The 12,270-nt window shown below is 69.2% G+C and carries 11 protein-coding genes; 8 read left to right on the top strand and 3 right to left on the bottom strand.

What is annotated here, in order from left to right; genetic code table 11:
* Positions 1–31 precede the first annotated feature (31 nt).
* Genes sdhA through ACIQLK_RS12155 form a run of 6 tightly spaced genes read left to right on the top strand, consistent with a single transcriptional unit; the run spans position 32 to position 6,152 of the window.
* Positions 32–1,858, top strand: coding sequence for a succinate dehydrogenase flavoprotein subunit (gene sdhA / locus ACIQLK_RS12180; protein ID WP_400365063.1), 1,827 nt, complete (start codon positions 32–34; stop codon positions 1,856–1,858).
* Positions 1,858–2,625 (top strand): succinate dehydrogenase iron-sulfur subunit, encoded by a 768-nt coding sequence (locus ACIQLK_RS12175; protein WP_065569846.1) that lies wholly within the window; start codon positions 1,858–1,860, stop codon positions 2,623–2,625. The genes sdhA and ACIQLK_RS12175 overlap by 1 nt, the downstream gene beginning before the upstream one ends.
* A 22-nt stretch (positions 2,626–2,647) precedes the next feature.
* Complete coding sequence (locus ACIQLK_RS12170) at positions 2,648–3,784, top strand: YihY/virulence factor BrkB family protein (RefSeq protein ID WP_400365062.1); 1,137 nt, start codon at positions 2,648–2,650, stop codon at positions 3,782–3,784.
* Between the two features lie 34 nt (positions 3,785–3,818).
* Complete coding sequence (locus ACIQLK_RS12165; protein ID WP_400365061.1) at positions 3,819–4,658, top strand: exodeoxyribonuclease III; 840 nt, start codon at positions 3,819–3,821, stop codon at positions 4,656–4,658.
* A gap of 47 nt (positions 4,659–4,705) precedes the next feature.
* Complete coding sequence (gene trpS, locus ACIQLK_RS12160) at positions 4,706–5,710, top strand: tryptophan--tRNA ligase (RefSeq protein WP_400365060.1); 1,005 nt, start codon at positions 4,706–4,708, stop codon at positions 5,708–5,710.
* Positions 5,703–6,152 carry a hypothetical protein gene (locus ACIQLK_RS12155; protein ID WP_400365059.1) on the top strand — a complete coding sequence of 150 codons (450 nt, stop codon included), beginning with the start codon at positions 5,703–5,705 and terminating at the stop codon, positions 6,150–6,152. Before trpS ends, ACIQLK_RS12155 begins: the two co-directional genes overlap by 8 nt.
* A gap of 76 nt (positions 6,153–6,228) precedes the next feature.
* Here the strand turns inward: ACIQLK_RS12155 and ACIQLK_RS12150 are convergent, their stop codons facing one another.
* On the bottom strand, positions 6,229–7,113 hold the full coding sequence (locus ACIQLK_RS12150; protein ID WP_400365058.1) for a hypothetical protein: 885 nt from the start codon (positions 7,111–7,113) through the stop codon (positions 6,229–6,231).
* A gap of 336 nt (positions 7,114–7,449) precedes the next feature.
* Here ACIQLK_RS12150 and ACIQLK_RS12145 point away from each other — a divergent pair, with 336 nt between their 5' ends.
* Together ACIQLK_RS12145 and ACIQLK_RS12140 are read left to right on the top strand one after the other, a co-directional pair.
* Positions 7,450–8,007: a GNAT family N-acetyltransferase gene (locus ACIQLK_RS12145; protein ID WP_400365057.1), complete on the top strand. Its 558-nt coding sequence runs from the start codon at positions 7,450–7,452 to the stop codon at positions 8,005–8,007.
* 43 nt (positions 8,008–8,050) lie between these two features.
* Positions 8,051–8,914: an Fpg/Nei family DNA glycosylase gene (locus tag ACIQLK_RS12140; RefSeq protein ID WP_400365056.1), complete on the top strand. Its 864-nt coding sequence runs from the start codon at positions 8,051–8,053 to the stop codon at positions 8,912–8,914.
* A 1-nt stretch (position 8,915) separates the two neighbouring features.
* Here the strand turns inward: ACIQLK_RS12140 and glpK are convergent, their stop codons facing one another.
* Both glpK and ACIQLK_RS12130 read right to left on the bottom strand, forming a co-directional pair.
* On the bottom strand, positions 8,916–10,448 hold the full coding sequence (gene glpK, locus ACIQLK_RS12135) for a glycerol kinase GlpK (RefSeq protein ID WP_400365055.1): 1,533 nt from the start codon (positions 10,446–10,448) through the stop codon (positions 8,916–8,918).
* 51 nt (positions 10,449–10,499) lie between these two features.
* Complete coding sequence (locus ACIQLK_RS12130; RefSeq protein ID WP_400365054.1) at positions 10,500–12,197, bottom strand: glycerol-3-phosphate dehydrogenase/oxidase; 1,698 nt, start codon at positions 12,195–12,197, stop codon at positions 10,500–10,502.
* Positions 12,198–12,270 lie beyond the last annotated feature (73 nt).

Raw genomic sequence — 12,270 nt, 5'->3', positions numbered from 1 at the left:
CGCAAACGCAGAGAACAGAGGCAATCGTCACGTGAGCACTCAGACCGCGGACTCCGTCGTGAAGGACGGCGTCCACTACCACCAGTTCGATGTCGTCATCGTCGGCGCCGGCGGCGCCGGGATGCGTGCGGCCATCGAGGCCGGTCCCGGCGCGAAGACCGCCGTGATCACCAAGCTCTACCCGACGCGCAGTCACACCGGTGCGGCGCAGGGCGGCATGGCGGCGGCGCTCGCCAACGTCGAAGAGGACTCCTGGGAGTGGCACACCTTCGACACCGTCAAGGGAGGCGACTACCTCGTCGACCAGGACGCGGCCGAGATTCTCGCGAAGGAGGCCATCGACGCGGTCATCGACCTCGAGAACATGGGCCTGCCCTTCAACCGCACGCCCGACGGCAAGATCGACCAGCGTCGCTTCGGCGGGCACACGGCCGAGCACGGCAAGAACCCCGTCCGCCGGGCCTGCTACGCCGCCGACCGCACGGGTCACATGATCCTCCAGACGCTGTTCCAGAACTGCGTCAAGCTGGGCATCAACTTCTTCAACGAGTTCTACGCGCTCGACCTCATCACGGTGAAGGATGCCATGGGTCGCACCGGCATCGCCGGTGTCGTCGCGTACGAGCTCGCCACCGGCGACCTGCACGTCTTCCACTCCAAGGCCGTGATCTTCGCGACCGGCGGTTTCGGCAAGATCTTCAAGACGACCTCGAACGCCCACACCCTCACCGGTGACGGCGTCGGCATCGTCTGGCGCAAGGGTCTGCCGCTGGAGGACATCGAGTTCTTCCAGTTCCACCCGACCGGCCTGGCGGGCCTCGGCATCCTCCTCACCGAGGGTGCGCGCGGCGAGGGCGCGATCCTCCGCAACGCCTCGGGCGAGCGGTTCATGGAGCGTTACGCCCCGACCATCAAGGACCTCGCGCCCCGCGACATCGTCGCGCGATGCATGGTCAAGGAGGTCCTCGAGGGCCGCGGCGCCGGCCCCAACAAGGACTACGTCTACCTCGACTGCACGCACCTGGGTGCGGAGGTCCTCGAGACCAAGCTCCCCGACATCACCGAGTTCGCGCGTACGTACCTGGGCGTCGATCCCGTCGTCGAGCCGGTGCCGGTCATGCCGACCGCGCACTACGCGATGGGCGGCATCCCGACGAACATCAAGGGAGAGGTCCTCGCCGACAACGACACCATCGTCCCCGGGCTCTACGCGGCGGGCGAGTGCGCGTGCGTGTCGGTCCACGGCGCGAACCGCCTGGGCACGAATTCGCTGCTCGACATCAACGTCTTCGGCAAGCGTTCGGGGCAGAACGCCGTCGAGTACGTGCAGACCGCCGACTTCATGCCGCTCCCCGAGGACCCCGCCAAGGAGGTCCGCGAGATGATCGAGGGCCTGCGCGGCAACACGGGCACAGAGCGCATCTCGACCCTCCGCAAGAAGCTGCAGGAGGAGATGGACGCGAACGCCCAGGTGTTCCGGACCGAAGAGACGCTCACCAACGTCATGGGCACGATCAACGATCTGCGCGAGCGCTACAAGAACGTCCACGTCGACGACAAGGGCAAGCGCTACAACACGGATCTGCTCGAGGCCGTCGAACTCGGCTTCCTGCTCGACATCGCCGAGATCGTCGCCTACGCCGCACGCAACCGCAAGGAAAGCCGCGGCGGGCACATGCGCGAGGACTACCCCGACCGCGACGACGACAAGTACATGCAGCACACGATGGCCTACCTGACGGGCGACCCGCACTCCGCGAACCCCGAGGACCACATCCGCCTGGATTGGAAACCGGTCGTGTTCACCAAGAACGAGCAGGGCGAGTACAACTACCCGCCGATGGAGAGGAAGTACTGATGACCATCGTCGATTCCGACGCTCCGGCCGGCACGCAGGAGTCCACCGACTCCGGCATCCAGTCGTACCTGGTCACCTTCATCATCCGCCGCTTCGACCCCGAGGTGGACGCTGAGCCGCGCTGGGTCGACTACGACGTGGAGATGTACCCGACGGACCGCGTGCTCGACGCGCTGCACCGCATCAAGTGGGACGTCGACGGGACGCTGAGCTTCCGTCGCTCGTGCGCTCACGGCATCTGCGGCTCCGACGCCATGCGCATCAACGGCCGCAACCGCCTCGCCTGCAAGACGCTGATCAAGGACCTCGACATCTCGAAGCCGATCTACGTCGAGGCGATCAAGGGTCTGCCGCTGGAGAAGGACCTCATCGTCGACATGGACCCGTTCTTCGAGTCCTTCCGCGACGTGCAGCCCTTCCTGCAGGCGAACACCGCGCCGGAGCCCGGCAAGGAGCGCATCCAGTCCATCAAGGACCGCGCCGTCTACGACGACACCACCAAGTGCATCCTCTGCGCCGCGTGCACCTCGTCGTGCCCCGTGTTCTGGACCGACGGCCAGTACTTCGGCCCTGCGGCGATCGTGAACGCTCACCGCTTCATCTTCGACTCGCGCGACGACGCGGGCGACGTGCGCCTCGACATCCTCAACGACAAGGAGGGAGTCTGGCGTTGCCGCACGACCTTCAACTGCACCGAGGCGTGCCCCCGCGGCATCGAGATCACGAAGGCCATCGCCGAGGTCAAGCAGGCGGTCCTCCGCGGCTGATCCATCCGGATAGCCTCGAGGCGTGACCTCGGACGACACGACGCCTCCCCTGCGTGAGCGGTGGGAGGCGTCTCGTCTGCGTGAGCGCCTCGATCAGCCGATCGAGCGGGCCACGGAGCTGACGCAGCGGACCATCGGGTCGTTCCCGGTGCGGGTGTGGCGCCGGTTCCTGCGCCGGAACGGGTTCCTGCTGGCGGCATCCATCAGCTACCAGTCCCTGTTCGCGATCTTCGCGACGCTCTACACCGCGTTCGCGGGAGTGGGGCTCTGGCTCGGCGGCTCGCAGGCCGCCATCGACGGGCTCATCGCCGTCGTGAACTCCTACCTGCCCGGGTTCATCGCGGTGGGAGGGACCCTCGACCCCGCCGACGTGGCGGGCATCGCACGCGACAGCGGGAGCCTGCTCGCCGTGACCGGCGCGATCGCCGTCACCGTCGCGATCTGGACGGCGATCGGGTTCGTCACCTTCACGCGGCGTGCGGTGCGCGACATGTTCGGCCTGCCGTTCGATACGCGGAGCTTCGTGCTCCTCAAGCTCGGCGACCTCCTGGCCGCTGTGCTGTTCGGTCTCGCCCTCGTGCTCGGCGCGGTGTTCGGACTCGTCGCCGGCGGTGTCGTCGCGGTCGTGCTCGACTGGGCGAACATCCCCTATGAATCCGCCGCCGTCGACGTGTCGAGCCGGATCGCCTCGGTCCTCGTCAGCGTGCTCCTGAACACAACGGCGCTCACCGGGCTCATCCGCTTCCTCACCGGGACCTCGCTCCCGTGGCGGTCGATCATCCCGGGAGCCGCGCTCGGCGGGGTCGCCCTCGCACTCCTTCAGCTCGGCGCCGGGTTCCTCGCCGTCTACTCCCCCACCAATCCGCTGCTGGCGACCTTCACCGTCGTGGGGCTCCTCCTCTGGCTGCGCCTCGCGGGCATCGTGATCCTCGTCGCCGCCTCGTGGATCGCCGTCGCCGCGGACGACGCCGACATCCCGCTGGTCGAACCCACAGCGGCGGAGCGCCGCGAGCAGGAGCGCCGTGCGCTCCGGATCGTGGCCGAAGCGGGCGTGCGCGAGGCCAGGCAGGCCGTCGCCGACGCGTCGTGGTGGCAGAAGCCGGGCGCTCGGCGAGACCTGCGGCGAGCCGAAGAACTCCTGGAGCGCACACGGCGATGAGGCCGTGTCCGCGGCCCTCGATACGCTGGAACGCGTGCCACGAACACTCCGCATCGCCTCCGTCAACGTTAACGGCATCCGCGCCGCCGCCCGGAAGGGGATGCACGACTGGCTCGAGACCGCCGGCGTCGACGTCCTGACCCTGCAGGAGGTGCGGGCCGAGGCATCCGATCTCGCTGCGGCCCTTCCCGGATGGCATCTGGTGAACGACGAAGCCCTGGCGAAGGGGCGCGCCGGCGTCGCCATCGCTGCACGCGAGCCGCTGGACGTATGGCGCGTCGATCTCGGCGACGACGCGCTGGATTCGAAGGGCCGCTGGGTCGAAGCCGACCTCGAGGTCGACGGCGAACTGCTCACCGTCGTCAGCGCCTACGTCTTCACCGGCGAGGCGGGCACCGAGAAGCAGATGGCGAAGTACGCCTTCCTCGACGCGATGGAAGAGCGGATGCCGCACCTCGGCGATCTCGCGCTCATCACCGGCGACCTGAACGTCGGGCACCGCGAGTTCGACATCCGCAACTGGAAGGGCAACGTCAAGAAGGCGGGCTTCCTCCCCCGCGAACGCGCGTACTTCGATCGCTTCACCGGCGCCGCGGGCGAGACCGTCGCGACCGTGGACGGCGAGAGTGGAACCGGACTCGGCTGGGTCGACGTGGGGCGCAGCTTCGCCGGCGAGGTCGACGGCCCGTACACGTGGTGGTCGAACCGCGGCAAGGCGTTCGACAACGACACCGGCTGGCGGATCGACTACCACCTCGGGACCCCCGAGCTCGCGACGCGGGCAACCGACTACCGGGTAGTCCGCGCGCCCTCCTGGGACACGCGGTGGAGCGACCACGCGCCCGTCGTGGCGGACTACACGCTCGGTAGCTGAGGCACGGACGCGGGGGCGCGGCATCCGTTCACGCCTAGGATCGTAGGGTGAGCAAACCCCGCCTGTACTCCGGAATGCAGCCCTCCGCCGACTCGCTTCAGATCGGCAACTACATCGGGGCCCTCATGCAGTGGCGGGACCTGCAGGAGTCGTACGACGCCTTCTTCTCCGTCGTCGACCTGCACGCGCTCACGCAGCCGAACGACCCGTCGGAGCTGCGCGAGAAGACCCGCCGTACGGCCGCGCAGTACATCGCCGCCGGTATCGAGCCGGCGAAGTCGACGCTGTACGTGCAGTCTCACGTCCGTGCGCACGCCGAGCTCGCCTGGGTGCTGTCCACGATCACCGGGTTCGGTGAGGCGGGGCGGATGACCCAGTTCAAGGACAAGTCCGCGCGTTACGGCACCGACGCCACCAACGTCGGGCTGTTCACCTACCCGATCCTGATGGCGGCCGACATCCTGCTGTACCAGACCGACATCGTCCCCGTGGGGGACGACCAGAAGCAGCACGTCGAGCTGACCCGCGACCTCGCGGAGCGCTTCAACGGGCGCTTCGGCGAGGCGTTCCGCGTGCCGAAGCCCGTCATCCAGAAGGAGACGGCGCGCATCTACGACTTGCAGAACCCGACCTCGAAGATGTCGAAGTCCGCGGAGTCGGATGCCGGTGTCCTCTGGCTCCTCGACGATCCGGCGAAGTCCGCGAAGAAGGTCATGCGCGCCGTCACCGACTCGGAGGGCGTCGTCCGGTACGACCGGGAGAACAAGCCCGGCGTCTCGAACCTGCTCGTGATCTACGCCGCCCTCACGGGCCGCGAGATCCCGACCATCGAGGACGAGTACGCCGGTCGCGGGTACGGGGACTTCAAGAAGGGTCTCGCCGAGGTCGTCGTATCGGAGTTCGGTCCGGTGCGCGAGCGCGCCCTCGAGCTGCTCGATGACCCCGCCGAGCTCGACCGCGTCCTGTCGGCGAACGCCGCTCGCGCCGAGGAGGTCGCCGACCGCACCCTCGGCGACGTCTACGACAAGCTGGGGCTGCTGCGTCGTGCCTGACCAGCCTGGACTCGAACCCGCCTCCGACGCGGTCGCCGCGATCGATGCGGCCGCCGCGACGTCGATGGCCGCCCCCGACGATCGCGCCGCCCAGGAGCGCCTGTGGCGTGCGGTGTTCGCGCTGGAGAAGTGGATCTTCATCGCGCGCGGAACCGAGGATCAGCCCACCCCCTTCGCCGCCACGACCGAGCAGGGCCCGGCGATCTTCGCGTTCTCCACCCCGGAGCGCGCCCTCGAGGCTGCGACGGGCTTCGGCATCCCGTCCGAGGAAGCCGACCGCCTGCTGGCCGTTCCGATGCCGGATGCCGCCGGCTGGGTCGCCTCGTACGCCGAATCCGGCGTCGAATCGATGGTGTTCGACGCCCCCGTCACCGGCGCGATGGCTCCGCTGGCCAACCTCGCCGCGATGGCCGTCTGGATCCAGCAGCACCCCGAGGGCTGACGCCGGCCGCGGGTCGGCGGGCCGTTCTCCGGGCCGATGTCACTTCCGTGGTGCACGCAGGGCCGCTGGGCCTCGTTCATCCGGAGAACGGTACGACGAGCCGGCGACGACGAGCTCCAAGCAATCCGCGGAGGGCTGCCGCCACGCGTCCGGGGTGCCACATGATGTCGACGGCGGAGACCCGGAGGGTCGTGAGACCGAGCTCTGCCAAGGCGAGGTCTCTTGCCCGGTCGACACGATACGCCTCAGGCCCGAGGTGATGAGCCTCGCTGTCGCACTCGATGACGAGCCACCCGTCCACCAAGAGATCGACCCTGCCGACGCCGGCGATGCGGACCTGCACCTGCACCTCGGAGCACAGACCTCGTAGGAGCAGGCGCACGAGACTCTCCGGCCCGGATTCCGCTCGCCCGTCGATCAGGCGCTCGAGCCGCGCGTAGCGTTTCGGCAACGCCGCGAAGACGTCGGGGATGTCGCTGGGCCGGATGAGCCCGGTGTGGATCGCGCTGTCCAGGGTCGCGATCGCTGGCCTAGGTGGTTGGCAACGCACCGCATGGATGAGCATGTCCGTGGGAAGCGCACACGCACGTCGTGTGGTCGGTGTCTCGAGCGGCTCCCGCCAATGACGCACGACATGTCTCGAGACGGCCGGCAGCCGACTCGCATGCGGCGGCACGAGCACATGAAGACGGGACCGCTCGAGGACGAAAACACCCAGAAGTCGAAGTGCGCTCACACAGGTGAGGACGCCGCCCGCGACGACTGCGGCGATCAACTCCGGACGAGTGCCGGCGGCGAGGTAGCTGTCGCGCCGCGCCCGGACGAGCTCTCCATCGCACACGGCGGCCGCGATGCGCCGCCTGCTCATGCCTTCGGCGCGCAGATCTGCCGCGGCCCAGACCGGGGTCTCGATGAGGTCGGCGGCTCGCCGCTGGAACTCCCGCCGCTCGCTCTCCCGCATGGGCCCACCTTCGCCGACCGGAATCCCGGGCGGCGGCCCCGCTCACGGCCGGTGGATGAGGTGACATTCAGCGGCAATGTGGAGGACTCCCGAACGGTTCTCCGGAAAATGCCGCCGATAGAGCGCCCGCGGGGGCGGTCCGGGAGTCCTCCCGGAGAACGGCACGCTCGTCACCACCGGGCGGCTTCGGCGCGGCGAGCAGAGAAGCACGCGAAATGCGAACCCAACTCCGGAGAACCGAACCCAACTCCGGAGAACAAGGTGCAGACGGGGGCGAAACCGGCGGCATCCGCTTATTTCTCCGGAGGACGGCGCCGCCGCGGATAGGGTCGGAGCGTGGAACCGGTGACCCTGCGAACCGAACGGCTCGAGCTGTCCATCCCGACGGCGGCCGACATCGACGCGATCACGGCGGCCGCGCAGGATCCCGAGGTGCCCCGGTGGACGACACTCCCCTCGCCCTACGAGCGGCGGCACGCCGAGGAGTTCGTCGAGAAGGCCTCCGGGTGGTGGAAGGACGAGAGCGAGCTCACCTGGGCGGTCCGTCTCGAGGGCCGCTGGATCGGCATGCTCGGTCTGCACCGCGTCGAGAAGAGGGGTGCCGCCGAGATCGGCTTCTGGATGGATGCCGCGGCCCGCGGCCACGGCTACCTCACCGAAGCCGCCGTCGCCGCCGTGGAGTTCGGCTTCGCCGAGCCCCTCTCGCTCGCCCGCATCCAGTGGCGCGCCGTCGTCGGCAACCAGGCGTCGGCGCGGGTCGCGCAGAAGCTCGGGTTCCGGTACGAGGGGCTCCTGCGCCAGGGCCTCAACGACCCGCGCGGCCGTCACGACGGCTGGATCGCGTCCCTGCTGCCCACCGATGACCGGACGCCGCAGTCGTGGCCGGTGCTCTGACAACCCCCTGATCCCCGTCGCACCCGGATGGCAGGATGACCCCATGCCTGAGATGCCCGAGGTGCAGGGACTGGTCGATTTCCTCCGCGAGCGCGCGACGGGACTCGCCGTGACGAAGGTGTCGGTCGCCAACATCGCGGCACTGAAGACGTACGACCCGCCGATCGACGCCATCACCGGTGCGACCGTGACCGGTGCGAGCCGCCACGGCAAGTTCGTCGACCTCGAGACGGATGCCGGTGCCCACCTCGTCTTCCACCTCGCCAAGGCGGGCTGGCTGCGCTGGTACGACCAGCTGCCTGCGACCGTCATCCGGCCGGGCAAGACCCCGATCGCCCTGCGGGTCGGCTTCGACGACGGCTCCGGGTTCGATCTGACCGAGGCCGGCACCAAGAAGTCCCTCGCCTACTACGCCGCCCGCTCCCCCGCTGACGTTACCGGCATCGCCCGCCTCGGTCCGGACCCCCTCGACGCGACGTTCACGCGGGACACCCTCGCGGGCCTGCTCGAGGGGAGACGCACCCAGATCAAGGGCGTCCTCCGTGACCAGTCCATCGTCGCCGGGATCGGCAACGCGTACTCCGACGAGATCCTCCATGCCGCGAAGATGTCGCCCTACGCGCTGGCGGCGGGGCTCACGGATGCCGAGATCGATCGACTCTACGCTGCGCTGCGGCAGACCCTCACCGACGCGGTGGCCGCGGCATCCGGCAAGCCTCCAGCGGATCTGAAAGACGCCAAACGACGCGGCATGGCCGTGCATGGGCGACGCGGTGAGACCTGCCCGGTGTGCGGCGACGAGGTGCGGTCGGTGTTCTTCGCCGACAACAGCCTCGAATACTGCCCGACGTGTCAGACGGGCGGCAAGATCCTCGCGGACCGGCGTCTGTCGCGGCTGCTGAAGTAGGTCAGACGGTTCCGGCGAGGACGCGCGCGTCGTCGTCGACCCAGTCCATCGACTTCGAGACGGCCTTCTCCCACAGGCGGCAACGTCGGTCGCGCTCGTCGGGATCCATCTGCGGCTCGAAGCGGCGATCCTCCTGCCAGTATCCGCGCAGAGCGTCCTTGTCCGACCAGACGCCGACGGCCAGGCCGGCGGCGTAGGCCGCCCCGAGCGCCGTCGTCTCGACGACCTTCGGACGGATCACAGGGATCCCGAGGATGTCGGCCTGGAACTGCATGAGGGTGTCGTTGCGGGTCATCCCGCCGTCCACGCGCAGCTCATCGAGGTCGCGGCCGGTGTCGGAGACGACGGCGGTGATGACGTCGCGTGTCTGGAACGCGGTCGCCTCGAGGGCGGCCCGGGCGATGTGCGCCTTGGTGACGTAGCGGGTGAGCCCGACGAGGGCGCCGCGCGCATCGGGGCGCCAGTACGGGGCGAACAGGCCCGAGAAGGCGGGGACGAAATAGGCGCCGCCGTTGTCTTCGACGCTGCGCGCGAGCCGCTCGACCTCGCCGGAGTCGGAGATGATCCCGAGGTTGTCGCGCAGCCACTGCACGAGCGATCCGGTCACGGCGATCGATCCTTCGAGCGCGTAGTGCGCCGGCTCGTCGCCGAGGCGGTAGGCGACGGTGGTGATGAGGCCGGCCTCGGAGCGGACGAGCTCGGTGCCGGTTCCGACGAGCAGGAAGTTGCCCGTGCCGTACGTGTTCTTCGACTGGCCCGCGTCGAAGGCGGCCTGCCCGAAGGTGGCGGCCTGCTGGTCGCCGAGGATGCCGGCGATCCGGATGCCCCGGGCCACGCGCGGCTGCACGACCTCGCCGTACACCTCGGAGGACGAGCGGATCTCCGGCAGCATCTCGCGCGGGATGTCCCAGACCTGCAGCATCTCCTCGGACCAGTCCAGGGTGGTCAGGTCCATGAGCAGCGTGCGGCTCGCGTTGGTGACGTCCGTGATGTGGATGCCGCCGTCGCTGCCGCCGGTGAGGTTCCAGACGATCCACGTGTCGGGCGTGCCGAACATCAGGTCGCCGTTCCGGGCCGCGTCACGCGCGCCCTCGACGTTGTCGAGGATCCACGAGATCTTCGAGGCGGAGAAGTAGGACGCGAGCGGCAGCCCGGTGACGTCGGCGAAGGCGTCGACGCCGTGGGCGTCGATCATCCGGTCGATCGCGGGCTGCGTGCGGGTGTCCTGCCAGACGAGTGCGTTGTGGATGGGCCTGCCGGTGCGGCGGTCCCACACGATCGCGGTCTCACGCTGATTGGTCACCCCGATGGCGGCGACATCGGACGGCGCCAGGCCGACCTGGTTGAGGACGCGGGCGAGCACCCACTCGGTGTTCGTCCAGATCTCCACGGGGTCGTGCTCGACTCGCCCGGCCCGCGGGAAGATCTGCTCGTGCTCCCGCTGCGCGGTGGCGACGAGGGCCCCCTCTCCGTCGAACACGATCGCTCGCGTCGAGGTGGTTCCCTGGTCGATGGCGATCACGTGTTCAGCCACGTCTCGTCTCCTCTTCGAGTACTCGTCACCGCTGGTGACGGATGCCGGGCGTCAGACCGCGACGGGATCGGCGGCGTGCACCGCCGCGAGCGCCCGGTCGATCTCGGAGCGCCGTGCTGCGGTATCCCAGCCCATCACATCCGTGATCGCGTCGGCCACTTCTTCGACGACCTCGTGCGTCGCCTCGCCCCGGAAGCCGATGTTGGTGCGGCGGAGCAGGATGTCGTCGAGGTGGACGATCGACTCGGTGCGGGCGATGTGGCGGAACTCGCCCGACGAGAACCGCGGCAGCGAGGCGAGGGGGGCGTCCTCGTCGTCCCGGCGGATGGAGGCGGCCACGGCGAGCGCATGCGTGCCGTAGCGGTGCAGCAGTCGGGTGCCGCGCTCGAGTCCGAAGTCGGAGAGGTGCTGGTGCACCCACTCGTCGCGGTCGGCGTCGGTACGCGGGAAGCCGACGGCGCCGCCGATCGGCAGACCCTTCGTGGAGCGGACCCGCTGTCGACCGATCCGCGTCATCAGCTCGTCGGTCAGGCGGGCGGCGACGGCGCGGAACGTGGTCCACTTGCCGCCGACCAGGCTGAGCACCGGCACCCCGTCCGATCCCGGGAGGATGGCCTCTTCGATGCGGTAGTCGCGTGAGACGAAGCCCGCCGCCATGTCGCCGTGACCGGGCAGCGGACGCACGCCCGAATAGCGGTGGACGATCTGCGAGCGGTCGACCGGGATCGTCGGGAAGACGTGGCCGATGAGATCGAGGAAGTAATCGACCTCCTCCTCGGTGCAGACGGCCGGCTCGGACATGTCGTGCTCGAGGTCGCTCGTACCGACGAGGACACGACCGTTCAGCGGGTAGATGAGGACGATGCGTCCGTCGGAGTGCTCGAAGAAGAGCTCGCGGCCGCCGGTGGCCTGCATGAGCTCGGGGTGGTCGAGGACGATGTGGGAGCCCTTCGTGCCACCCATGTACTGCGTGGCGTCACCGAGGGCGCGGTTGGCGATGTCAATCCAGGGGCCCGCCGCGTTGAGGACGACGGATGCCGCGAATGCGAACTCCTCGCCACTCTCCTCGTCTCGCAGGACGACCTTCCCGTCCTGCACACCGGCCGCGGACACGTAGTTGGCGGCGCGAGCGCGGCTGCCGCCGACGGCGACGCCGTCGCGGACCAGGTCGAGGCCCAGGCGCTCGGGGTCACGGAGCGAGGCATCCCAGTACGTGGCGGTGTACTTCACGTCGGGGTTCAGGTCCGGCAGCGCTCGCAGCGAGCGACGGCGACCGTGGAACGTGTGACGGGGAACCTTGCCGCCGCCGCGCGAGAACGAGTCGTAGATGATGAGCCCCACCTTGATGAGGAGCGCGCCGCGTTCGGTCGAGGCCGTCTTGCGGTGGAGCACCATGCGCAGCGGCGCCGAGAGGAGGCCCGAGAAGGTCGAGAAGATCGGCACGGTCGTGCGGAGCGGGCGGACGTAGTGCGCTGCCGTGGTGAGCAGGTCGTTGCGCTCGGTGACGGCCTCGTGGACGAGGCGGAGCTCGCCGTTCTCGAGGTAGCGGATGCCGCCGTGGATCATGTGGCTCGACGCGGCCGACGCGCCGGAGAGGAAGTCGCTCTTCTCCACGAGCGCGACGTCGACCCCCTGCAGCGCCAGATCGCGGAAGGTGGCGACACCGTTGATGCCGCCGCCGATGATGAGCACGTCCGCCTCGGGCCGCTCTCGCAGCGCCGCCGTCGTCGATCGGATGTCGGTGTCCACGTCACACACTCCTGCTTCTGCCGGGTGTCCACCCGGTCGCCTCAGACCGCCACCGCAGTGGCCGATGGCACCA

This window comes from Microbacterium sp. NPDC091382, assembly GCF_044757025.1.
GTDB lineage: Bacteria > Actinomycetota > Actinomycetes > Actinomycetales > Microbacteriaceae > Microbacterium.
Note: the sequence above shows the minus strand (reverse complement) of the source record. Positions and strands in the feature narration are given on the sequence as shown.

Coding starts and splice junctions, on each gene's coding strand:
- ACIQLK_RS12150 (WP_400365058.1), bottom strand. CDS start 7,113: ATGCGGGAGAGCGAGCGGCGGGAGTTCCAGCGGCGAGCCGCCGACCTC.
- ACIQLK_RS12140 (WP_400365056.1), top strand. CDS start 8,051: ATGCCTGAGATGCCCGAGGTGCAGGGACTGGTCGATTTCCTCCGCGAG.
- ACIQLK_RS12175 (WP_065569846.1), top strand. CDS start 1,858: ATGACCATCGTCGATTCCGACGCTCCGGCCGGCACGCAGGAGTCCACC.